This is a genomic window from Pseudomonas hygromyciniae, assembly GCF_016925675.1.
Taxonomy (GTDB): Bacteria; Pseudomonadota; Gammaproteobacteria; order Pseudomonadales; family Pseudomonadaceae; genus Aquipseudomonas; species Aquipseudomonas hygromyciniae.
The window spans coordinates 1148748-1170968 of sequence record NZ_CP070506.1; the positions used below are offsets into that span (position 1 = coordinate 1148748).

The 22221-nt window shown below is 60.1% G+C and carries 19 protein-coding genes, 1 tRNA gene and 1 pseudogene; 18 read left to right on the top strand and 3 right to left on the bottom strand.

The window, feature by feature from the left end; genetic code table 11:
* Positions 1 to 194: 194 nt before the first annotated feature.
* The 10 genes from JTY93_RS04985 to tcuB all read left to right on the top strand — a co-directional run bounded on the left by JTY93_RS04985 (position 195) and on the right by tcuB (position 12088).
* Entirely contained in the window at positions 195 to 1334 is a 1140-nt protein-coding gene (locus JTY93_RS04985) for a transporter substrate-binding protein (RefSeq protein ID WP_205476034.1), read from the top strand.
* Positions 1331 to 1924, top strand: coding sequence for an ANTAR domain-containing response regulator (locus JTY93_RS04990; protein ID WP_205476035.1), 594 nt, complete (start codon positions 1331 to 1333; stop codon positions 1922 to 1924). The genes JTY93_RS04985 and JTY93_RS04990 overlap by 4 nt, the downstream gene beginning before the upstream one ends.
* Positions 1921 to 2769 (top strand): ABC transporter permease, encoded by an 849-nt coding sequence (locus tag JTY93_RS04995; protein ID WP_169997210.1) that lies wholly within the window; start codon positions 1921 to 1923, stop codon positions 2767 to 2769. Before JTY93_RS04990 ends, JTY93_RS04995 begins: the two co-directional genes overlap by 4 nt.
* A complete protein-coding gene (locus JTY93_RS05000; RefSeq protein WP_038446297.1) occupies positions 2770 to 3696 on the top strand; it encodes an ABC transporter permease in 927 nt (308 codons plus the stop codon). It begins immediately after the preceding gene.
* Positions 3697 to 3725: 29 nt separating this feature from the next.
* On the top strand, positions 3726 to 5345 hold the full coding sequence (locus JTY93_RS05005) for an ABC transporter substrate-binding protein (RefSeq protein ID WP_205476036.1): 1620 nt from the start codon (positions 3726 to 3728) through the stop codon (positions 5343 to 5345).
* 60 nt (positions 5346 to 5405) lie between these two features.
* Positions 5406 to 6353 carry an acetamidase/formamidase family protein gene (locus tag JTY93_RS05010; RefSeq protein ID WP_205476037.1) on the top strand — a complete coding sequence of 316 codons (948 nt, stop codon included), beginning with the start codon at positions 5406 to 5408 and terminating at the stop codon, positions 6351 to 6353.
* Positions 6354 to 6408: 55 nt separating this feature from the next.
* Positions 6409 to 8313, top strand: a complete 1905-nt coding sequence (locus JTY93_RS05015) for an ABC transporter ATP-binding protein (protein WP_205518980.1) — start codon at positions 6409 to 6411, stop codon at positions 8311 to 8313.
* An 89-nt stretch (positions 8314 to 8402) separates the two neighbouring features.
* A complete protein-coding gene (locus JTY93_RS05020; RefSeq protein ID WP_205476039.1) occupies positions 8403 to 9323 on the top strand; it encodes a LysR family transcriptional regulator in 921 nt (306 codons plus the stop codon).
* Between the two features lie 148 nt (positions 9324 to 9471).
* Positions 9472 to 10926 (top strand): FAD-dependent tricarballylate dehydrogenase TcuA, encoded by a 1455-nt coding sequence (gene tcuA / locus JTY93_RS05025; RefSeq protein WP_169389830.1) that lies wholly within the window; start codon positions 9472 to 9474, stop codon positions 10924 to 10926.
* A complete protein-coding gene (gene tcuB / locus JTY93_RS05030) occupies positions 10907 to 12088 on the top strand; it encodes a tricarballylate utilization 4Fe-4S protein TcuB (RefSeq protein WP_205476040.1) in 1182 nt (393 codons plus the stop codon). Before tcuA ends, tcuB begins: the two co-directional genes overlap by 20 nt.
* Positions 12089 to 12148: 60 nt before the next feature.
* Here tcuB and JTY93_RS05035 read toward each other — a convergent pair.
* Positions 12149 to 12337 (bottom strand): annotated as a pseudogene (locus JTY93_RS05035) (LysR family transcriptional regulator); the annotation flags it as partial.
* 138 nt (positions 12338 to 12475) lie between these two features.
* Here JTY93_RS05035 and JTY93_RS05040 point away from each other — a divergent pair.
* Positions 12476 to 13780 carry a CitMHS family transporter gene (locus JTY93_RS05040; RefSeq protein ID WP_205476041.1) on the top strand — a complete coding sequence of 435 codons (1305 nt, stop codon included), beginning with the start codon at positions 12476 to 12478 and terminating at the stop codon, positions 13778 to 13780.
* Positions 13781 to 14016: 236 nt separating this feature from the next.
* On the opposite strand, the gene JTY93_RS05045 is transcribed toward JTY93_RS05040, so the two are convergent.
* Positions 14017 to 14101: transfer RNA gene (locus JTY93_RS05045), tRNA-Leu, on the bottom strand.
* A gap of 108 nt (positions 14102 to 14209) precedes the next feature.
* Here JTY93_RS05045 and queA point away from each other — a divergent pair.
* From queA to JTY93_RS05075, 6 genes are all read left to right on the top strand, one after another.
* Complete coding sequence (gene queA, locus JTY93_RS05050) at positions 14210 to 15259, top strand: tRNA preQ1(34) S-adenosylmethionine ribosyltransferase-isomerase QueA (RefSeq protein ID WP_205476042.1); 1050 nt, start codon at positions 14210 to 14212, stop codon at positions 15257 to 15259.
* A 5-nt stretch (positions 15260 to 15264) separates the two neighbouring features.
* Positions 15265 to 16380 carry a tRNA guanosine(34) transglycosylase Tgt gene (tgt, locus tag JTY93_RS05055; RefSeq protein ID WP_032858353.1) on the top strand — a complete coding sequence of 372 codons (1116 nt, stop codon included), beginning with the start codon at positions 15265 to 15267 and terminating at the stop codon, positions 16378 to 16380.
* A gap of 43 nt (positions 16381 to 16423) precedes the next feature.
* Complete coding sequence (yajC, locus tag JTY93_RS05060) at positions 16424 to 16762, top strand: preprotein translocase subunit YajC (protein WP_003175975.1); 339 nt, start codon at positions 16424 to 16426, stop codon at positions 16760 to 16762.
* Between the two features lie 62 nt (positions 16763 to 16824).
* Entirely contained in the window at positions 16825 to 18693 is a 1869-nt protein-coding gene (secD, locus tag JTY93_RS05065; RefSeq protein ID WP_205518981.1) for a protein translocase subunit SecD, read from the top strand.
* Positions 18694 to 18702: 9 nt separating this feature from the next.
* On the top strand, positions 18703 to 19617 hold the full coding sequence (gene secF / locus JTY93_RS05070; protein WP_169997225.1) for a protein translocase subunit SecF: 915 nt from the start codon (positions 18703 to 18705) through the stop codon (positions 19615 to 19617).
* A 123-nt stretch (positions 19618 to 19740) separates the two neighbouring features.
* The gene (locus JTY93_RS05075) at positions 19741 to 20283 is read left to right on the top strand and encodes a glycine zipper 2TM domain-containing protein (protein ID WP_205476044.1); all 543 of its coding nucleotides are present in this window, start codon (positions 19741 to 19743) and stop codon (positions 20281 to 20283) included.
* Positions 20284 to 20488: 205 nt separating this feature from the next.
* Here JTY93_RS05075 and suhB read toward each other — a convergent pair whose 3' ends face one another.
* The gene (gene suhB, locus JTY93_RS05080; protein ID WP_003175971.1) at positions 20489 to 21304 is read right to left on the bottom strand and encodes a type III secretion system regulator SuhB; all 816 of its coding nucleotides are present in this window, start codon (positions 21302 to 21304) and stop codon (positions 20489 to 20491) included.
* A 145-nt stretch (positions 21305 to 21449) separates the two neighbouring features.
* On the opposite strand from suhB, the gene trmJ reads away from it, so the two are divergent.
* The gene (trmJ, locus tag JTY93_RS05085; protein ID WP_070994736.1) at positions 21450 to 22220 is read left to right on the top strand and encodes a tRNA (cytosine(32)/uridine(32)-2'-O)-methyltransferase TrmJ; all 771 of its coding nucleotides are present in this window, start codon (positions 21450 to 21452) and stop codon (positions 22218 to 22220) included.
* Position 22221 lies beyond the last annotated feature (1 nt).

The following is a 22221-nucleotide window of genomic DNA, read 5'->3' on the forward strand; positions in this document are numbered from 1 at the left end:
CCCCTGGACATTGTGGCAAGCCCCAGCTCCCGTGGCACTGTAAAGATGGCACGCTTTTTTCATAGCGATATCCACGAGCAAGCCTGGCCATGCCATTAAGTCTTGCCGACAGACATCGCACGCCTTGAGCGCCAGGTAATGAAGCCTGATTGACCAGTTCGCTGGTCGATCAGGTTTTTTTTTTGGGAAAAATGATGCGTCGTACCATCGAGGTTGGGCTGCTGCTCTCCACCGAGGGCACTTACAAAAGTGTTGGTCGCAATGCGTTGGCCGGGGCCACCCACGCGCTCGCGCAAATCAATGGCAACCCTGGATATGACTTTGTCCTGCAGGCCACTCACCGCAATCCACGAGGCGTTCTGCAGCGGTACAGCGAAGGGGCTGTCGAGTTGATGCAGTCTGGGGTCCGGCACATCTTCGGTACGACCACCTCCGCCAGTCGCAAGGAGATCATTCCGGACCTGGAGCAGAACGCCGGTCTGTTGTGGTACGCCTGCCCGTATGAGGGGTTCGAGAGCAGTGAGCATGTGCTCTACCTGGGAGGGTGTCCGAATCAGACGTTGATCCCCTTGTTGCGCTATGCCCTGCAGACGTTTGGCAAGCGTGCCGTGCTGCTGGGATCGAACTACAGCTGGGGCTGGGAAAGCAATCGCGTTGCCCGTGAAGTGCTCGAAGTGGCAGGGGCCGTGGTGCTACTGGAGCGCTATATCCATCTGGATGCATCGCCCTTCGGCGAGTTGATCCAGACGCTGCTGGCAGAGCGCCCTGCGTTTGTTCTCAACAACCTGATCGGTAAGTCTTCCTACGCCTTTTTGCAGCAATTGGATGCCGCCTGTCACGCCGTTGGCTGGAACCTTCCAGTGTTGAGCTGCAACCTGACCGAGGCTGAGTTGAGTGACGTTGGCGACCTGCGCAGCCTGCGTGTGCTGTCGTGCGGTCCGTTCTTTGAAGAAATCGCCCCCGCGTTCAGTCAGCAGCAGCACATGCTGCATGGGGTATATCCGATTTCGCATTTCTACACCGGGATGTACGTGGCCCTGCACCTCTTTGCCCGTGCACTGGATCAGTGTGGCAGCGACGACCCCGAAGGGATCTGCCGCTACGTGTACGACCACCCTCAGGACAGCGTGTTCGGCACCCTGGCCATCTCCGAGCGCAACAATCACAGCAGCCAGCCATGCCATATCGCTGAGCTGCGGGCGGGACGCTTCGTTGTCTTGCACAGTGCGACGAAGCCACTACCGGCCGACCCATACCTGACCGCCACCGACCTGAGTGAGTTTCAACGCCTGCGCGCCGTTGCGCCAGCGCCCCGCCTGAGGATCGTCAAATGAGCCTGTTCAAGCGCCCGGACTTTGAAGCGGGTCGGTTGCTGTTGATCGACTGCGAGCCCCGCAGCCTGGCTAATCTGCACAAGAGCCTGCAGCGGCTGGGTATTACCGCACAGGAGTTGTTTGAGGACGCCGATGATTCGCTCGAGGGGTGTTTTGCCGCCATCGTTGAGCTGGAGCCCTTCGCCAGCCCCACCACTCTGCAACGTCTGAACGCTGCCGGCGTGCCCATTGTTGCGCTGACATCCCACGAAACCCTTTCGCATATCCAGCGCGCCATTGAATTGGGGGCGACGGCATTGCTGAACAAGCCCATCACCCAAGGTTCGGTCTACACCACGTTGATGATGGCGTTCGGTTTGCGTGAGCGACTCGACAGCGACGCACAGACCATCAATGCGCTGCAACAACGACTCCTGGCACGGCCGCTGCTCGCCCAGGCATTGGCACGGCTGATGGTCGAGCAGCAGATTGATGAGCGTGAGGCTTATGAGCGCCTACGCAGCCTGTCCATGCACTTGAACCGTAGCCTGGACGACCTCTGTGCAGAGATGGCGGCAGATCGCCTGCAACCGAGCAGGGGCCAACTATGAAGGTGTTGCGTGCCTTGGTTCGCCGTCCGGCGGTGGCGTTGTCGTTGTTGTACATCGTGATTGTCGTGTTGCTGGCGTTGTTTGCACCGTGGATGAGCCCGTACGATCCGTCCGAGCAATTTGTCGAAGGCTTGTCGCTGGAAGGCGCGCCGCTGCCTCCCGATATGCCCTACCTGCTGGGCACCGATCTACTCGGCCGTGATCTGCTGTCGCGGCTGATCTATGGCGCACGGACGTCGTTGTTCATCGGCTTGCTCGCCAACGGCCTGGCGGTGCTGATCGGCACGCTGGTGGGGCTGAGCGCAGGCTTCCTGCGTGGCTGGGTCGGCAGCACGCTGATGCGCTTCACCGACTTGATGATGGCGTTCCCGGCCTTGCTCCTGGCGATTGCGCTGTCAGCGATTTTCCAGCCCAGCGTGTGGATCGTCGCGCTGGTGATCGCCATGGTCAACTGGGTGCAGATCGCCCGGGTGATCTACTCCGAAACCATCGCCCTGAGTGCCCGTGACTTCGTCGCCGTAGAGCGAACCCTGGGAGCCAGTTCGCTGCGCATTCTGTTCTCTCATCTGTTGCCTCATTTGCTGCCGACCATCCTGGTCTGGGCCACCCTGGGCATCTCCACCACTGTGTTGCTGGAGGCCACCTTGTCGTACCTGGGCGTGGGGGTCCAACCGCCGACACCCAGTTGGGGCAACATCATTTTCGAGAGCCAGACCTATTTCACCTCGGCGCCGTGGCTGGTGTTTTTCCCCGGCATTGCGATTGTCCTGTTATCGCTGGCGTTCAATCTGGTGGGCGATGCCCTGCGCGATGAACTCGATCCCACCCTGCAAGGGAGAAGCTGAATGTTGGCCTTCATCAGTCGTCGCATCGGCTACTCGCTGTTGATCCTGCTGGGCGTGACCTTCATCACGTACCTGCTGCTGTTCATGCTGCCGGCTGACCCGGCACGCCAGATTGCCGGGCGCAGTGCCACGCCCGAAGTGGTGGCCGGGATCCGCACGCAGCTAGGACTCGACTTGCCGTTTTACCAACAGTACGCCAATTACCTGGGCAACCTGGTGCAGGGCGACCTCGGGCGCTCCTACATCCAGCGCAGCCCGGTGACAGAACTGATCGGCGCGCGCTTACGTCCGTCCCTGGAGTTGATGGCCGCTGGTATAGGTTTCGAGTTGCTGATTGGCATCAGCCTCGGCGTGATCGCTGCATTGCGCCGCGACAGTTGGGCCGACAAAGCCTTGATGGCCCTCTCGTTCATCGGCGTATCGGCCCCGCAGTTCATCGCGGCGATGCTGTTCCTGTACTTCTTCGCCGTGCAGTTGGACTGGTTCCCCATGGGCGGTTACGGCGGTTTCGAACACCTGCTGTTACCGGCCCTGACCCTGGGCATTCTCGGTAGCGGCTGGTACTCACGCATGGTGCGCTCCTCAATGATCGAGGTGCTGCACCAAGACTTCATCCGCACCGCCCGGGCCAAGGGTTTGAGCCGCGTACGCGTGGTGCTGCGCCATGTTCTGCCCAATGCCATCGTGCCGGTAATTCCGATGATCGGCATCGACATCGGCATCTTCATGGGCGGGCTGGTGGTGGTCGAGTCGGTCTTCGGCTGGCCGGGGATTGGTCAGTTGACATGGCAGGCGATCCAGCAAGTCGACATCCCGGTGATTGTCGGGGTGACCACGGTTTCTGCGGTGGCAATCGTTTTGGGCAACCTGGTCGCCGACCTGGTGATCCCTTGGGTCGACCCGCGTATCGACATCAAAAAACACTAGCAACATCACCATAGGTAAGGGGCTGGAGCATGAATCGCAAAGCATTATCCTTGGCCATCGCGGCTGCGTTGTTTACCGGCAATCTGTTGGCCGATGACTTTGATCCAAACGCCAAAGACGGTGGCGCCGCCGTCATTACCTATCAAAACGATGTGGCTACCCTCGACCCGGCCATTGGTTATGACTGGCAGAACTGGTCGATGATCAAAAGCCTGTTCGACGGGCTGATGGACTACAAGCCCGGTACCACGGAGTTGACCAAGAACCTGGCGTCGGACTACAGCATCTCCGGCGACGGTACCGTCTATACCTTCACCTTGAAAAAAGGCGTGAAGTTCCACAATGGTCGCGAACTCAAGGCCAGCGACGTGAAGTACTCCCTGGAGCGTACCGTCAACCCGAAAACCCAGAGCCCGGGTGCGGGCTTCTTCAGTTCGATCGTGGGCTATGAAGACATGGCGGCCAGTAAGGCTGAGCACATGCCGGGCATTGAGGTCGTCGACGATTACACGGTCAAGATCACGCTCAAGTCGGCGAATGCCACATTTCTACAAGTGATGGCGGTCAACTTCTCCTTTGTCGTACCCAAGGAGGAAGTCGAGAAGTGGGGCGCCGACTTCGGCAAACACCCGGTGGGCACCGGCGCCTACAGCCTGGCGGAGTGGAAGCTGGGGCAACAGATTCTGTTCAAGAAGAACCCGGACTACTTCAAGGCGGGCCTGCCGCACCTCGACACGATCGCCTTTGAGGTCGGCCAGGATCCGATGGTCGCGCTCTTGCGCTTGCAGAAGGGCGAGGTCGACATCGCGGGCGACGGTGTGCCGCCGGCCAAGTTCCTCGAGTTCAAGAACGATCCCAAGTTCAAGAGCCTGGTGGTCACCGGTGATCAATTGCAAACCGGCTACCTGACCCTGAAAACCACACTGCCGCCGTTCGACAACCTCAAGGTGCGCCAGGCGGTGAACATGGCGATCAGCAAAGACCGCATTGTGCGCATCATCAACGGCCGTGCGGTCCCGGCCAACCAGCCGCTGCCGCCAGCGATGCCGGGCTACGACAAGGAATACAAAGGCTACGCCTACGATGTCGAAGGCGCGAAGAAGCTCTTGGCCCAAGCCGGTTTCGACAAGGGCTTCGACACCGAGATGTACGTGATGAACACCGACCCGCAACCGCGTATCGCCCAGGCTATCCAGCAAGACCTGGCGAAGGTCGGGGTGCGTGTGAAGATCAAGTCCCTGGCGCAGGCCAACGTGATTGCGGCAGGCGGTTCCAAGGATCAGGCGCCGATGGTGTGGTCCGGTGGCATGGCCTGGATTGCCGACTTCCCCGACCCTTCGAACTTCTACGGGCCGATTCTGGGCTGTGACAGTGCGGTGGACGGTGGCTGGAACTGGGCGCTGTATTGCAACAAGAACCTGGATGCGCTGGCCGCCAAGGCCGACAGCATGGCCAAGCCGGAGCAACAGGCCGAGCGGACTGCACTGTGGAAGAAGATTTTCATCGATGTGATGGCTGATGCGCCGTGGGTGCCGATCTTCAACGAACAGCGCTTCACCGTGCGCTCTTCGCGCATGGGCGGCAGCGACGCGCTGTACGTCGATCCGGTGCACATCCCGGTCAACTACAACTACATCTACCTGAAATAAAGCGCAGCCGGCCTGCCACCACGCCTTCCGGGCGTGGTCTTTACGTGGAGCTTTCTCCCTATGTGCCAGAACTGCCTGGTCAAGACCATTCACAGCGTCAACAGCCATTTTGGCTGGGACAACAGCATCGAGCCGACCGCCCGGGTGGCGCCAGGTGCCATGCTGGAGTTCTGCTGTCGCGATTCGTCCAATGGCTTCTTCACGCCGCAATCGACGGTGAGCGATGTCACCAAGGTGCCGTTCGACACGATCAACCCGGTCACCGGGCCGATTTTCGTCGAGGGAGCCGAGCCTGGCGATGTGTTGAAAATCACCCTCGACAGCTTCAAGCCCAGTGGCTTTGGCTGGACGGCCAACATCCCGGGGTTTGGTCTGCTTGCGGACCAGTTCACGGACCCGGCCCTGGTGCTGTGGCACTACGACAAAGTGGCCCTGAGCCCGGCGGCCTTCAGTGATTTCGCCAAGGTGCCGCTCAAGCCCTTCGCCGGCACCATTGGCCTGGCGCCAGCGTTGGCGGGCTTGCACTCGGTGGTGCCACCGCGCCGGGTTGGCGGCAACCTGGACATCCGCGACCTGTCGGCCGGCACCACGTTGTACCTGCCGGTGGAGGTCAGCGGCGCCTTGTTGTCGATTGGCGATACCCACGCGGCGCAAGGCGATGGTGAGGTGTGCGGCACCGCGATCGAGAGCGCAATGGACGTGGTGGTGAAGCTGGACCTGATCAAGAACGCCCCGCTGGCAACACCGCGCTTCAGCACCCCAGGCCCCGTGACCCGTCATCTGGATGGTGCGGGCTACGAAGCCTTCACCGGCATCGGTCCGGACTTGATGCAAGCCGCGCGTCAGGCCGTCAGCAACACCATCGACTGGCTGTGCCGTGAGCACCACATGCCCGCGGAGCAGGCGTACATGTTGTGTTCGGTATGTGGCGATTTGCGTATCAGCGAGATCGTCGACCTACCCAACTGGGTCGTGTCTTTCTACTTCCCGAAAATCGTATTTGCCTGATGGCTGTTCATCGCCAACGACTTGGCGTTTATCGCTTCACGCGTGAGGAGCTTTGATGAGTAACGGGACCTCCCAGCCGATTTTGTCGGTGCAGCAGTTGTCCATCGATGTCGGCATGGGGGCCAACTCCCGGCGCGTGGTCGATCACCTGAGCTTCGACCTGTTCGCCGGCCAGACACTGTGCATTGCCGGGGAGTCAGGCAGCGGCAAATCGCTGTCGTCGCTGGCGATCATGGGGCTGTTGCCCAAGGCGGTGCGGGTGGCCGAAGGCGCGATCAGCTTTGAAGGGCGCGACTTGATCGGTGTGCCCGAGCGCGAGTTGCAACGGCTGCGCGGCAAGCAGATCGGCATGATTTTCCAGGAGCCGATGACGTCGCTGAATCCGCTGATGACTGTCGGCCAGCAATTGCAAGAAACGCTACGCCGGCACGAACCGCTAGGGCGTCAGGCACTGCGCCAGCGCGCCCGGGAGATGCTTGAATCAGTGCGTATGCCACAGGTGGAAAAACGTCTGCAGCAGTATCCCCACGAGCTGTCCGGTGGCATGCGCCAGCGCGTGATGATCGCGATGGCCATGCTCTGTCGGCCCAAGGTACTGATCGCCGATGAACCAACCACTGCGCTGGACGTGACCATCCAGGCGCAGATCCTGGAACTGATGCGCGAACTGCAACAGGTCTACGGCACCAGCTTGCTGATGATCACGCACGACATGGGGGTGGTCGCCGAAATGGCCGACCAGGTGGTGGTGATGAACCATGGCCGCACCGAAGAACAAGCGCCCGTGCGCCAGTTGTTCACCCAACCTCAGGCCGACTACACCCGTAAATTGCTCGCGGCGGTGCCCGTGCTGGGCACGGCGGGTCAGCCGGGCGACGTCAGCCAGCAACCGGTGGTCTTGCAGGTGCGCGACTTGTCGGTGCGTTTTCCTGTGCGCATGGGCTGGTTCGAAGAAGACAAACAGGTGCACGCGGTAGAAGGGCTCAACTTTGAACTGCGCCAAGGCGAAACCCTGGGGCTGGTCGGGGAGAGCGGCTGTGGCAAGTCCACCACCGGCAAGGCCCTGATGAATATGCTGGCCTATCAAGGCAGCGTGCAGTTGTTCGGCAAAGAGTTGAACGGCTTGCACGGCGCCCAACTGCAGGCCGTGCGCCGCGATATCCAAATGGTCTTCCAAGACCCCTACGCGGCCCTGAACCCACGCAAAAACATCCTGGAGCTGGTAGGCGAGCCGCTGCTGATCCATGACCAATTGCCACTGGCGCAACGACAGGAGCGTGTCGCCGAACTGTTACGCCAGGTCGATATGCCGGCGGACGCCATGTACCGCTACCCGCACCAGTTCTCGGGCGGGCAGCGCCAACGTATCTGCATTGCCCGGGCATTGGCGCTCAACCCCAAAGTCATCATCGCCGATGAGTCCGTCTCCGCCCTCGACGTATCAGTGCAGGCCCAAGTGCTGGAGTTGTTGGAACAGCTGCGCGAACAGCATCGACTCAGCTACCTGTTCATTTCCCACGACATGGCCGTGGTCGAGCGCATCTGCCATCGCGTCGCGGTGATGTATGGCGGCCAGATAGTCGAGATCGGCCGCCGTGATCACGTATTGCACAACCCACAGCATCCCTACACCAAACGGCTGTTAAGCGCGGTGCCCATGCCTGACGTTGATCAGAAACGTGACTTCAAGGCGTTGCTGCAAGAGTTCGAACAACCCAGCCCGATCAAGGGCAAGGGGTTTGAAGCGTCGAGGCAGAAATTTCACGATGTGGGCGGGGGGGGGGCATTGGGTGGCGGTGGGGTAGTCGATGGCGAACCATCTTCAGCGATGCCGAGCCGGTACTGCTTGGTGGCGGGGAGGGGGGCAGACAAAGATATTCAGGCACGTCTGGAAGACGTAGCTCACCTCGGTGTTATGCTCCCACTCCTGTCCAGTATCGGTGGAGTCAAATCACCGTAGCGTCACATCGATGAAGCGCAGCCGAGCATGTGGTCTAAGTACTTTCAAAATGATTGCAGACTAACCCCCTATTGCTGAAAGAGACTTGTATGGAGTTACGCCAACTTCGTTATTTCCTGAGTGTATTGGAATACGGGAGCCTTGGCCGGGCTGCGCTCGAGCTTGGCGTCGGCGCCTCTGCCTTGAGTCAGCAATTGTCGAAGTTGGAGAGCGAGGTCAGTACTCGATTGTTGACGCGTTCGAGCACCGGCGTCTCACCGACGGCGGCGGGCCTGGCGTTCGAATATCATGCGCGCCTGGCGCTTCGCCAGGCGGAGCATGCTGTCCTTGCGGCGCAAAGCGGGCGTATGAGCGGCTATGCTAGCGTTGGGCTCGCACCGACCACCGCATCTATTCTTGGCTTGGCGTTGATCGACAGGATGCGCGAGCGCTATCCCGATATCCGTCTGCATCTGGTGGAAATGCTATCGGGCTACCTGATGAACCAACTCAATGCCAGGCACCTTGACCTGGCGGTGCTGTTCCAAGCGGAGGCGGGACCTCGGCTGGACGTCCGCCCGCTGCTCAAGGAGCGGCTGTTCGTTCTGGTTCCCCCCTCCCTGGTCAAGGCCGATTGGGGCGAGGCCCTTACGTTGCAACAGATCGCTACGCTGCAGTTGGTGATGCCCAGCCCACAACATGGACTGCGTACGACATTGCGCTCGATCTTAGAGCGGGCCGGGCTTGAGGCCAACATCCTCATGGAGGCCGATGGTCTGTCACTGTTGATGGACTGTGTCTGTGCAGGTCATGCTGCCACCATCCAGCCCGGCGCAACCGTGGCCCGGGCGCATCAGGCGGGCTTGCGCGTGTTTGCCATCGATGAAGCACAGGCGCAGCGTCGCAATGTGATCGTCAGCCTGACCGATGACGAGCTTTCGCCGGCCGCATTGGCGACACGCATCGTCCTACAAGAGGTCGCTCGGGATCTGGTTGAACAAGGCCGATGGCCTGGGGCCTCCTTGCTGTGACCCCGTCGGCGGGTCCAGTCGCCCATACCCTTTAGAAAAACTGAACGCCCCCCCTCGGTAATCGCGTTTCGCGTCCTCCGTGCATTCAATAGAGTCCATGCTCACGAGGAGCATACGAACATTCGACTCCTTGTGACCTGGAGGCGAAATGATCGATGTGCTTGTAATCGGAGGGGGCAATGCCGCCCTCTGTGCCGCGCTGATGGCGCGAGAGGCCGGGGCCAGCGTGATGCTGCTTGAGGCGGCGCCCCGCGCCTGGCGGGGTGGCAACTCTCAACACACGCGTAACTTGCGGTGCATGCATGATGCTCCGCAGGATGTGCTGGTCGAGGCGTACGGGGAAGAAGAATTCTGGCAGGACTTGCTGAAGGTCACCGGGGGCGAAACTGACGAAAAGCTCGCGCGTCTGGTGATTCGCGCTTCCTCTAGTTGCCGCGACTGGATGCGCCGTCACGGTGTGCACTTTCAGCCATCGTTGTCTGGCGCGCTACACACCGCACGCACCAATGCCTTCTTCATGGGTGGAGGCAAGGCGCTCATCAACGCCTATTTTCGCAGTGCAGAGAACCTCGGGGTACAGATTCGCTATGACACGCCTGTAGCCGACATCGAACTGCAGGACGGACGCTTCGTTGCGGTCCACGTGCCGTCGCGCGAGGTTCAGGGACGGCAGCTTTCCTCCGAGCGCATCGAGGCACGCAGTTGCGTGCTTGCCGCCGGTGGTTTCGAGTCCAACCGAGAATGGTTGCGCGAGGCTTGGGGGCAGAACGAGCGAGGGGAGTGGCCTTCGGATAATTTCCTGATTCGCGGGACGCGCTTTAATGATGGGGTCCTGTTGCGCCGCATGATCGAAAAGGGCGCCGACACGATTGGCGACCCGACACAGGCGCACATGGTGGCGATTGATGCCCGCGCACCGCTGTACGACGGTGGTATCTGCACACGTATCGATTGTGTGTCGCTGGGCGTGGTGGTCAATCGCGACGGTCAGCGCTTCTACGACGAAGGCGAGGATTTCTGGCCCAAGCGCTATGCCATCTGGGGGCGTCTGGTGGCCCATCAACCTGGGCAGGTGGGGTTCTCGGTCATCGACCAGAAAGCCCTCGGTCGCTTCATGCCGCCAGTGTTTCCTGGCACCACCGCCGATAGCCTGGAGGCGCTGGCCGGCCTGCTCGGTTTGCCTGTGCAAGCTTTCGTCGAAACCGTGCGCGCCTACAACCGAGCCTGCCAGGTGGGCACCTTCGATCACACCCAGTTGGACGACTGTCACACCATAGGTTTGCAGCCGGTGAAAAGCCACTGGGCGCGCCCGATCGATACGCCTCCTTACTACGGTTACCCGCTGCGTCCTGGCGTGACCTTCACTTATCTGGGGCTACGCACCGATGAAACTGCCGCCGTCCATTTCGACGGGCGACCCAGCCCGAACCTGTTCGTTGCCGGCGAAATGATGGCGGGCAACGTGCTGGGCAAGGGGTACACGGCTGGCGTCGGCATGTCCATCGGCACCGCCTTCGGCCGCATCGCCGGGACCAGCGCCGCGGCTGCGGTAGGTCACGAATATCCAAAAGAAGAGAATCGCCATGACCGCGCAACTGCCTAACCCACGCATGCATGATCCTGCCAAGCCGACCCTCGAATTGATCCAGGTGTTGAACTTGGAGGAGGAGGAAGTAGACCGGCAGATGCGGATCTGTAACTCCTGCCGTTATTGCGAGGGCTTTTGCGCGGTATTCCCCGCGATGACCCGCAGGCTGGAGTTCGGCAAGGCCGACATCCATTACCTGGCCAACCTATGTCACAACTGCGGTGCTTGCCTGCATGCCTGCCAGTATGCGCAGCCCCACGAGTTCGCCGTCAATGTGCCACAGGCGATGGCCAAGGTCCGCGGGCAGACCTACGCCGAGTACGCCTGGCCGTCGCTCTTCGGACGGCTGTATCGTCACAATGGCACCTATGTCGTCAGTGCATTGGCTGTGGCGCTGTCGCTGTTCCTGCTATTGACCTTGTTCATGAACGGCACGCTGCTGCCCGGTCGCTTGGCAGGGAATTTTTATGCGATCTTCCCGCACAACACCCTAGCGCTGATGTTCGGCAGTGTCTTCGCTGCCGCGAGTCTGGCGTTGATCATTGCATTGCGCCGCTTCTGGCGCTCGGTCTCGCCTGCCGATGCGCTGGGGAAACCGGCCAAGGGAGCGGTGCTTGAGGCATCAAGCGCGGTACTGACCCTGAAGTACCTGGACGGTGGGCATGGCCAGGGCTGCAACAACACCGATGATCGCTACACGCTCTGGCGTCGGCGCTTCCATCACTTCACCTTCTACGGGTTTATGCTGTGCTTTGCCGCCACGGCGGTGGCCACCGGGTATCACTACCTGCTGGGCTTGCAGGCTCCGTATGCGCTGTTGAGTGCCCCGGTGCTGCTCGGAACCTTGGGCGGCATTGGCTTGATTGTCGGGCCGGCCGGGCTGTTGGTGATGAACTTTCGCCGTTCGCCGGAGCAGGGTGATGTTGCCCAGCGCCCAATGGACAGGGCCTTCATCCTGCTGCTGCTGTTGGTCAGCGCCACTGGCCTTGCGCTGCTGGGCTTGCGCGATACCGCGGCGATGGCGATCCTGCTGGCGATCCACCTGGGCACGGTCATGGCACTGTTCATCACACTGCCCTACGGGAAGTTCGCACATGGCCTGTTCCGCAGCGCAGCACTGCTGAAGTTCACCATCGAAAAGCGCCGGCCCGACAACCTTGGCCTTGGCGGTGAATGAACCATGGAAGCGCTCGGTTTCTCCTCTGTGTTGCGCCGAGCGAAAGGTAAAGTTCGTCGCTTACCGGTAGGGCCATTTATCCGACAGGATCGACACGAACGTCTCTGCCGCTGGCGACAGCGATGCCTCGCGGCGATAGACCGGCCCCGAGGGGGGCACTTGGGGGGCGATCAGCGGCACGCTGACCAGGATCGGATGGTCGGCGCTGAGCATGGCCGACACACCCAGCCCGGCCTCGACCATTTGCAGTAAGGCGAGACGGCGAAAACCGCTTCCATTTCCCATTGTTGACTTAAGAACCCCACCACATCCCAACGGTGTCGAGTGGCCTAGGGGGTCGTCTGTCTGTAGGCGACCGCACATACAATAAAAACAAGAGAAAAGACCATGCTCGCACTTCTGGGCCTGATCATGGTGGTGACCTTCACCTACCTAATCATGAGTAAACGCCTGTCTCCAATCGTTGCGCTTATTCTGGTACCTATTGTTTTCGCGCTGATCGGTGGCTTCGCCCCCGAGCTGGGCAAGATGATGCTCGATGGCCTGAAGATGGTAGCGCCTTCGGCGGCGCTGCTACTGTTCGCCATTTTATTCTTCGGCCTGATGATCGATGCCGGGTTGTTCGATCCGCTGATTCGCAAGATCCTCAAGCGCGTCAATGGTGACCCGATCAAGATTGCCATCGGCACCGCGCTGTTGTCGCTGCTGGTAGCGCTCGATGGCGACGGCACCACGACCTACATGATTACCTGCGCCGCCATGCTACCGCTGTACAAGCGCATTGGCATGAACCCGATGATCCTTGCCACGCTGGCCATGTTGTCACTGAGCATCATGAGCGGCATGAGTCCCTGGGGAGGCCCAGCAACACGCGCCATCGCCGCGCTTGGGCTGGATGCGACCGAGTACTTCATTCCAATGCTGCCAACTGTGATCGGGGGCGCCGCCTGGGTGGTATTCACCGCCTACCTGCTGGGCCGCGTCGAGCGTCGACGCATCGGCAACATTGCTCTGGAGTCTGGTGGCGGCAATTGCTACATCAAGGAAATCCTCGGCGACAATCCGCACAAGCGCCCAAGGCTGGCCTACATCAACCTGATGCTGGTGATCGCCGTCATGACGGCTTTGGTGCTGGGCGTCATGCACTCCGCCTTGTTGTTCATGATCGGTTTCGTCGCGGCACTGATGATTAACTACCCGCAGCTGGAGTTGCAGAAAGAGCGCATCCTCGCCCATGCGGGCAACGCCATGACCGTGGTACTGCTGGTATTTGCCGCTGGCATCTTTGCTGGGATCTTCTCCGGCACCAAGATGGTCGACGCCTTGGCGCAGACCTTGGTCGACTTTATCCCCGAAGCGTGGGGCCACTGGTTCCCGCTGGTGGTCGCGTTGACCAGCATGCCATTGACCTTCGTGCTGTCCAACGATGCCTATTACTTTGGGGTATTGCCGATCCTCGCCAACGCGGCTGCCGCCTATGGCATCGACCCGATTGAAATCGCCCGCGCCTCGGTGCTGGGACAACCGGTGCACCTGATGAGTCCGTTGGTGGCCTCGACCCTGCTTCTGGTGGGCATGGTCGATCGCGATATCGGCGACTTCCAGAAGGCCACCCTCAAATGGGCAGTGCTGACATCGCTAGTCATCACTGCGCTGGCCTTGGTCACCGGCGCCTTATCCTTCTTCGTCTGATCCGGATCGGGCGCGCCGAGCGCCCATCCGCATTGTCGCAGGCGAGTATCACCACGAGTTGATTGCTACCGATTCCTCGATTGTGATCTCCCATCCTTCGAGCCAAGTGAGCGTCTCTAGCTTGATACGCTGGATAAGGGGATACAGAGGTAGATAGCCAGACACAAAAAAACCGGCTCAAGTGGCCGGTTTCTCTGTTGCTGAGAGTCTGGTAGAGACTTTCAGATACTGCTATATGGTGCCCCGAGGGAGACTCGAACTCCCACTCCTTTCGAAAACGGATTTTGAATCCGCCGCGTCTACCAATTCCGCCATCAGGGCTCAATGGCGGCGAAGTATAGAGAGGTGATTACCGTTGGTCAATCACGTTTCATGGTCTATTTTCACTATTTCCGCTAGACTTCCCGGCCCTGCTAGACGAACCCCATCATGCGCGTTGCTGACTTTAGTTTTGAACTCCCGGATTCGCTGATCGCCCGCCACCCTTTGGCCGAGCGTCGCGCCAGTCGACTGTTGACCCTGGACGGGGTCAGCGGTGCCCTTGCACACCGTCAATTCACTGATTTGCTTGAGCATTTGCGCCCAGGCGACTTGATGGTCTTCAACAATACCCGGGTGATTCCGGCGCGGCTGTTTGGCCAGAAAGCTTCCGGCGGCAAGCTGGAAATTCTGGTGGAGCGGGTGCTGGACAGCCATCGTGTGCTGGCCCATGTGCGCTCCAGCAAGTCGCCCAAACCAGGGTCGAGCATCCTGATTGATGGTGGTGGCGAAGCCGAGATGGTCGCGCGGCATGACGCGTTGTTCGAGCTCAAGTTTGCCGAGGAAGTGTTGCCGCTGCTGGAGCGTGTCGGCCATATGCCGTTGCCTCCTTATATAGACCGCCCCGATGAAGATTCGGATCGCGAGCGCTATCAGACGGTGTACTCCCAGCGCCTTGGTGCGGTGGCGGCGCCGACTGCCGGGCTGCATTTCGACCAGCCACTGCTGGATGCGATTGCCGCCAAGGGTGTCGAAAGCGCCTATGTGACCCTGCACGTGGGGGCCGGGACGTTTCAGCCGGTGCGTGTGGATAACATCGAAGATCACCATATGCACAGCGAATGGCTGGAAGTCAGCCAGGACGTCGTGGACGCGGTCAACGCGTGCAAGGCGCGCGGTGGGCGGGTGGTCGCAGTGGGCACCACCAGTGTGCGGTCCCTGGAGAGTGCGGCGCGCGATGGTGTGCTCAAGCCGTTCAGTGGCGACACCGATATCTTTATCTACCCAGGCCGGCCGTTCCATGTGGTCGATTGCCTGGTCACCAACTTCCATTTGCCCGAATCCACGCTGTTGATGCTGGTCTCGGCATTTGCCGGTTACCCCGAGACCATGGCCGCCTACCAGGCCGCCATCGATAACGGGTACCGTTTTTTCAGCTACGGTGATGCGATGTTCATCACCCGTAATCCGGCGCCGCGCGGCCCAGAGGAACAACTATGAGTCGTATGTCGTTTGAATTGTTGGCCACCGACGGCAAAGCCCGTCGCGGTCGCCTGACCTTCCCCCGTGGCACCGTGGAGACCCCGGCGTTCATGCCGGTCGGCACCTACGGCACCGTCAAGGGCATGCTGCCGCGTGACATCGTCGCCACTGGCGCCGAGATCATCCTCGGCAACACCTTCCACCTGTGGCTGCGCCCGGGCACGGAAGTGATCAAGAAGCATGGCGACTTGCACGATTTCATGAAGTGGCAAGGTCCGATCCTCACCGACTCAGGTGGTTTCCAGGTGTTCAGCCTGGGCGCCATGCGCAAGATCAAGGAGGAGGGCGTGACCTTCGCCTCGCCGGTGGACGGTTCCAAGGTGTTCATGGGCCCGGAAGAGTCGATGCAGGTCCAGCGTGACCTGGGCTCCGACATCGTGATGATTTTCGACGAATGCACGCCGTACCCGGCTGATGAAGATGTGGCGCGGATTTCCATGGAGCTGTCGTTGCGTTGGGCCCAGCGTTCGAAGAATGCCCACGGCGACAACACCGCCGCGCTGTTCGGCATTGTCCAGGGCGGCATGCACGAAAGCCTGCGCAAGCGCTCGCTGGAAGGCCTCGACAAGATCGGCTTCGATGGCCTGGCCATTGGCGGCCTGTCGGTGGGCGAGCCCAAGCACGAGATGATCAAGGTGCTGGACTACCTGCCAGGCCTGATGCCTTCTGACAAACCTCGTTACCTTATGGGCGTTGGCAAACCCGAAGATCTCGTAGAGGGTGTGCGCCGCGGTGTGGACATGTTCGATTGCGTGATGCCAACCCGTAATGCCCGCAACGGGCATCTGTTCATTGATACAGGCGTGCTGAAGATCCGTAACGCGTTCCATCGCCATGATGATTCGCCGCTGGATCCCACCTGTGATTGCTACACCTGCCAGAACTTCTCCCGTGCTTATCTGCACCATCTGGACAAATGCGGGGAAATGCTGGGTAGCATGTTGAATACCATCCACAATTTGCGTCACTACCAAGTCCTGATGGCTGGTTTGCGCGAGGCTATTCAACAGGGTACATTGGCCGCCTTTGTCGATGCCTTCTATGCCAAGCGCGGGCTGCCCGTGCCGCCCTTGGACTGAGTTTCCCGACCCTAAGATTCACTATTTGCAACTGGAGTGCTAAATGAGCTTTTTTATCTCTAACGCTATGGCTGACGCCGCTGCACCGGCCGCTGCCGGTCCTATGGGCGGTGGTTTCGAGTGGATTTTCCTGGTCGGCTTCCTGGTCATCTTCTACCTGATGATCTGGCGTCCACAGGCCAAGCGCGCCAAAGAGCAGAAAAACCTGCTGGGCAGCTTGCAGAAAGGTGACGAAGTGGTGACCACCGGTGGTATCGCTGGCAAGATCACCAAGGTTTCCGACGCTTTCGTGGTCCTGGAAGTCTCCGACACCGTTGAAATGAAGTTCCAGAAAGGCGCCATTGCCGCCACGCTGCCAAAAGGCACGCTGAAAGCGATCTGAGTAACAACTTTTACCAATCGACGGGGCGCGCAAGGCGCCCCGCGTCATAAGCGGGCGGCGTGATGCTGAACAAATACCCTCTGTGGAAATACGTACTGATCCTGGCGGTGCTGGCGATCGGTTTTATTTATTCCGCTCCCAATCTCTACCCTGATGACCCTGCGATCCAGATCACTGGCGCCAGCACTTCGCTGCAGGTCAATCAGGCTGATCTGGACCGTGCGAGCAAAGCGCTCACCGACGCGGGAATCCAGGTCAAGGCGGCAACGTTGGCAGCTGATGCGAAGGGCGGCTTGTTGCGCCTGACCAAGCAGGAAGACCAATTGCCGGCCAAGGATGTCGTGCGCAAGGTGATGGGCGATGACTACGTAGTCGCGCTTAACCTGGCACAGACCACGCCAAAATGGCTGAAGAGCATCGGCGCACATCCGATGAAACTGGGTCTGGACTTGTCCGGTGGTGTGCACTTCCTGTTGGAAGTGGACATGGACAAAGCCCTCGATGCACGCTTGAAAGTCTACGAAGGCGATGTGAAGAGCCTGCTGCGCAAAGAGCGCCTGCGCTATCGCAGCCTGCCGCAGCTCAACGGTGCCATCCAACTGGGCTTTGCTGACGAAGCCGCTCGTGAACAGGCGCGTGCCCTGATTCGCAAGAGCTTTAACGATTTCGACATTGTGCCTGCCGACCTCAATGGTCAGCCGGTGCTGCGTCTGGCGATGACCCCGGCCAAGCTGGCGGAAATCCGTGAATACTCCATCAAGCAGAACTTGACCACGGTCCGTAACCGCGTCAACGAGCTGGGTGTGGCCGAGCCTCTGGTTCAGCGCCAGGGCGCCAACCGTATCGTGGTTGAGCTGCCAGGCGTGCAGGACACCGCTGAAGCCAAGCGGATCCTCGGCAAGACTGCCAACCTTGAGTTCCGTCTGGCCGCCGAGCCGGGTGCTTCCAAGGCCACTTCCGAGTCTTTCGAGTTCCGTGAGGGCAATCGCCCGGCGGCGCAGATCGAGCGCAGCCTGATCATCACCGGTGACCAGGTGACGGATGCCAAGGCTGGTTTTGGTGAGCACGGTACGCCTGAAGTGAACATCCGCCTGGATGGTCATGGTGGCGAACTGATGAGCCGCGCAACCCGCAGCAACGTCGGTCGCAGCATGGCGGTGATCTTCATCGAGCAACGCCCGGTGACCACCTACGTCAAGCAAATGGTCAATGGCGTCGAGAAAGACGTCGCGGTGCAGACCTTCAAGGAAGAGAAGAAGATCATCAGCCTGGCGACCATCCAGTCGCCGCTGGGTGCTCAATTCCGTATCACCGGCCTGAACGGCCAGGGTGAATCCTCCGAGCTGGCCCTGCTGCTGCGTGCCGGTGGCCTGGCTGCGCCAATGTACTTCGCTGAAGAGCGCACCATTGGTCCAAGTCTGGGTGCCGACAACATCACCAAGGGTGTCGATGCGGCGCTGTGGGGCATGCTGTTCGTTTCCCTGTTCATCATCGCCATCTACCGCTTCTTTGGTGTGATCGCCACCGTCGCGCTGGCGGGCAACATGGTCATGTTGCTGGCCTTGATGTCGCTGTTGGGGGCTACACTGACCCTGCCGGGTATTGCCGGTATCGTACTGACCATGGGTATGGCGGTGGACGCCAACGTGCTGATCTTCTCGCGGATTCGTGAAGAGATCGCGGCGGGCATGAGCGTACAACGGGCAATCAACGAAGGCTTCGGCCGGGCATTTACCGCGATTCTCGACTCCAACCTGACCACCTTGCTGGTCGGCGGGATTCTCTTTGCCATGGGCACCGGCCCGGTCAAGGGTTTTGCGGTGACCATGTCCCTCGGTATCTTTACCTCGATGTTCACGGCCATTCTGGTGACCCGCGCAATGGTCAACCTGATCTTTGGCGGGCGTGACTTCAAGAAGTTGTGGATTTAAGGGGCTGCCATGTTACGTACAATCAACTTCATGGGCGTTCGCAACGTTGCGTTCGGCGTCACTGTGCTCCTTACCGTCCTGGCGTTGTTCAGCTGGTTCCATAAGGGCCTGAACTACGGTCTGGACTTCACCGGCGGTACGCTCATCGAGCTGACCTACGAGAAGCCGGCCGACGTAACCAAGGTGCGTACCCAACTGAACGAGGCCGGTTATCACGAGGCGATCGTGCAGAGCTTTGGTGCGACCACCGACCTGCTGGTGCGTATGCCTGGCGAAGATCCGCAACTGGGGCACCAGGTGGCCGAGGCCTTGCTCAAGGTCGGCGGCGACAACCCGGCGTCGGTCAAGCGCGTCGAGTTCGTCGGCCCGCAAGTAGGTGAAGAGCTGCGCGACCAGGGCGGCCTCGGCATGCTGATGGCGCTGGCCGGCATCATGATCTACCTGGCCTTCCGCTTTCAGTGGAAGTTCGGGGTCGGTGCCATTGTCTCGCTGATCCACGACGTAATCGTAACCGTGGGGATCCTGGCGTACTTCCAGATCACCTTCGACCTGACAGTACTGGCGGCGGTGCTGGCGATCATTGGTTACTCCCTCAACGACACCATCGTGGTATTCGACCGGGTTCGCGAGAACTTCCGGGTGCTGCGCAAGGCGACGTTGATCGAGAACATCAACATCTCCACCACCCAGACCCTGTTGCGTACCATGGCGACGTCGATCTCCACCTTGCTGGCGATTGCCGCGCTGATGATCTTCGGTGGCGACAACCTGTGGGGCTTCTCCCTGGCGCTGTTTATCGGCGTCCTGGCGGGCACCTACTCGTCGATCTACATCGCCAACGTGGTGTTGATCTGGCTGAACCTCAACAGCGAAGACCTGATTCCTCCTGTTGCGACAGACAAGGAGATCGACGACCGCCCTTGATGGGTGCTTGTTGACCTGCTGTTACAAAGAAGGCGCGAGTATTGAACTCGCGCCTTTTTTTTTGCTCCAAGGCTGGGTATAGCGCGGACGTTTCAGTCCGCTTGTGATGGTCAGGAGGTTCACGTGAACAAGTCGTTACTGGTTGGTGCGGTATTGGGTGCTGTCGGTGTGACTGCCGGGGGTGCTGTTGCCACCTACAGCCTGGTAAAAAGCGGCCCTGAGTATGCGCAAGTGCTGGCAGTGCAGCCGGTCAAGACCCAGATCAAAACCCCCCGTGAGGTCTGCAAGGACGTCACCGTGACCCGGCAGCGTCCGGTGCAGGATCAGCATCAAATCGCAGGTACCGTGGTTGGCGCCCTGGCAGGTGGTCTGTTGGGTAACCAGATCGGCGGCGGTAATGGCAAGAAGATCGCCACCGTAGCTGGCGCAGTGGGCGGCGGTTATGCCGGTAACAAGGTTCAGGAAGGCATGCAGAACCGTGATACCTACACCACCACCCAGACGCGCTGTAACACCGTTAACGACATCAGCGACAAGGTTGTCGGGTATGACGTGCGTTACAACCTGGATGGTAAAGAAGGATCGGTGCGTATGGAGCGTGATCCTGGTAGCCAGATCCCTGTGGATAAAGAGGGTCGCCTGATCCTCGGCCAGAATCAGCAGTAATACCAAGTCTGGTGAAGTTCAAAATGTGGGAGCGGGCTTGCTCGCGAAAGCGGTGGATCAGTCGCCGAATAGGGTGACTGGCCCACCGCTTTCGAGAGCAAGCCCGCTCCCACATGTGGTTTATGTCGTCGCTGAAATTGAGGCAATGGCCAAATCCCAGATATAAAAAAAGCACCCCTCGGGGTGCTTTTTTGTGCTCGCTCGCTTAACGCTTCAGTGAAGCCGGCAGGTGCGGCTGGATCGCCGTCAGTACTGCCTTGAAGCATTTGGTGTTGCCTGCAACCACGTGACCCTTCTCCAGGAAGTCGTGGCCGCCGGTGAAGTCACTCACCAGGCCGCCGGCTTCTTGAATCAGCAGGGCGCCTGCTGCCATGTCCCACTCGGACAGGCCCGACTCCCAGAACGCGTCAAAACGACCAGCGGCGACATAGGCCAGGTCCAGGCTGGCTGCACCGGCGCGGCGGATGCCGGCGGTCTGGCCAACCAGGGCGCGGAACATGCCCAGGTAGTTTTCCAGGTTGTCCATCTGGTCATCACGGAACGGGAAGCCGGTGCCCAGCAGGGCGCCGTCCAGGCTGGTGCGACCGCTGACGCGCAGGCGGCGACCGTTCAACTGGGCGCCACGGCCACGGCTGGCGGTGAATTCTTCCTGGCGAACCGGGTCGAGTACGACGGCGTGTTCCAGGCGGCCACGGTATTTGCAGGCAATGCTCACGGCAAAGTGCGGGATGCCGCGCAGGAAGTTGGTGGTGCCATCCAGTGGGTCGATGATCCACAGGTAGTCTTCGCCTTCACCGCTACCTTTGTGCAGGCCGGTTTCTTCACCGAGGATGCCGTGGGTAGGGTAGGCCTTGCGCAGGGCGTCGATGATTTTCTGTTCGGCGGCGCGATCCACCTCGGATACATAATCCTTGGCGTCTTTTTCGTCGACCTTGATGGTATCCAGGCGCTCGATGGAGCGGAAGATCAATTCACTGGCGCTGCGGGCGGCGCGCAGCGCGATATTCAGCATGGGCTGCATGGATGTGTCACCTAAGGTTGTTAAAGAAAGCCGAGCATTCTAGCAGAAACTTTCTTCAGGTGAAGGACGACGTTCGCTTTCATGGCATAACCTTAGGCTGTTCTGTAAGATTTGCTCCCCTTTCCCGTGTCCGAGAGCGCCTCCCTTGCTGCAAAACATTCGTGTCGTCCTCGTCAATACCAGTCACCCCGGCAATATCGGCGGGGTGGCGCGGGCCATGAAGAACATGGGGCTGACGCGCCTGGTGTTGGTGGAGCCGCGTGTGTTCCCACACCATGAGGCCGACGCTCGCGCCTCCGGCGCCAATGACATCCTGGAAAAAGCCCAGGTCGTCGCCAGTCTGGAAGATGCCCTGGTCGGTTGTAACCTGGTGCTCGGCACCAGCGCCCGCGACCGCCGCATCCCCTGGCCGCTGCTTGATCCTCGCGAATGCGGGGCCAAAGTGGTCGAAGAGGCGGCCGGCGGCGCCGAAATCGCTTTGGTATTTGGTCGTGAAGACTCCGGGTTGACCAATGACGAGCTGCAGCGATGTCATTTTCACGTGCACATTCCATCAGACCCCGAATTCAGCTCGCTGAACCTCGGGGCGGCGGTGCAAGTGTTGAGTTATGAAGTGCGCATGGCCTGGTTGGCAGCACAAGGCCAGCCCAGCAAAATGGAGAAGGATGAGGTTGCATCCACCAAAAGTGGCGAATTGGCCACTATGGATGAGCTGGAACGATTCTATGAGCACCTGGAGCAAACCCTGGTGGCCATCGAATTCCTCGATCCGGAAAAACCACGGCACTTGATGGCGCGCCTGCGCAGGCTTTACGGACGCAGCTCGGTCAGCCGGGCAGAGATGAATATATTGCGTGGCATCCTCACGGAAACCCAGAAAGCGGCCCGTGGCGAGCTTCTTAAGCGGAAGGATTAAA

What these genes read in the sequence shown, in the direction of transcription:
- JTY93_RS04985 (WP_205476034.1), top strand. Translation starts at nt 195, where the DNA reads ATGCGTCGTACCATCGAGGTTGGGCTGCTGCTCTCCACCGAGGGCACT.
- JTY93_RS04990 (WP_205476035.1), top strand. Translation starts at nt 1,331, where the DNA reads ATGAGCCTGTTCAAGCGCCCGGACTTTGAAGCGGGTCGGTTGCTGTTG.
- JTY93_RS04995 (WP_169997210.1), top strand. Translation starts at nt 1,921, where the DNA reads ATGAAGGTGTTGCGTGCCTTGGTTCGCCGTCCGGCGGTGGCGTTGTCG.
- JTY93_RS05000 (WP_038446297.1), top strand. Translation starts at nt 2,770, where the DNA reads ATGTTGGCCTTCATCAGTCGTCGCATCGGCTACTCGCTGTTGATCCTG.
- JTY93_RS05005 (WP_205476036.1), top strand. Translation starts at nt 3,726, where the DNA reads ATGAATCGCAAAGCATTATCCTTGGCCATCGCGGCTGCGTTGTTTACC.
- JTY93_RS05010 (WP_205476037.1), top strand. Translation starts at nt 5,406, where the DNA reads ATGTGCCAGAACTGCCTGGTCAAGACCATTCACAGCGTCAACAGCCAT.
- JTY93_RS05015 (WP_205518980.1), top strand. Translation starts at nt 6,409, where the DNA reads ATGAGTAACGGGACCTCCCAGCCGATTTTGTCGGTGCAGCAGTTGTCC.
- JTY93_RS05020 (WP_205476039.1), top strand. Translation starts at nt 8,403, where the DNA reads ATGGAGTTACGCCAACTTCGTTATTTCCTGAGTGTATTGGAATACGGG.
- tcuA (WP_169389830.1), top strand. Translation starts at nt 9,472, where the DNA reads ATGATCGATGTGCTTGTAATCGGAGGGGGCAATGCCGCCCTCTGTGCC.
- tcuB (WP_205476040.1), top strand. Translation starts at nt 10,907, where the DNA reads ATGACCGCGCAACTGCCTAACCCACGCATGCATGATCCTGCCAAGCCG.
- JTY93_RS05040 (WP_205476041.1), top strand. Translation starts at nt 12,476, where the DNA reads ATGCTCGCACTTCTGGGCCTGATCATGGTGGTGACCTTCACCTACCTA.
- queA (WP_205476042.1), top strand. Translation starts at nt 14,210, where the DNA reads ATGCGCGTTGCTGACTTTAGTTTTGAACTCCCGGATTCGCTGATCGCC.
- tgt (WP_032858353.1), top strand. Translation starts at nt 15,265, where the DNA reads ATGTCGTTTGAATTGTTGGCCACCGACGGCAAAGCCCGTCGCGGTCGC.
- yajC (WP_003175975.1), top strand. Translation starts at nt 16,424, where the DNA reads ATGAGCTTTTTTATCTCTAACGCTATGGCTGACGCCGCTGCACCGGCC.
- secD (WP_205518981.1), top strand. Translation starts at nt 16,825, where the DNA reads ATGCTGAACAAATACCCTCTGTGGAAATACGTACTGATCCTGGCGGTG.
- secF (WP_169997225.1), top strand. Translation starts at nt 18,703, where the DNA reads ATGTTACGTACAATCAACTTCATGGGCGTTCGCAACGTTGCGTTCGGC.
- suhB (WP_003175971.1), bottom strand. Translation starts at nt 21,304, where the DNA reads ATGCAGCCCATGCTGAATATCGCGCTGCGCGCCGCCCGCAGCGCCAGT.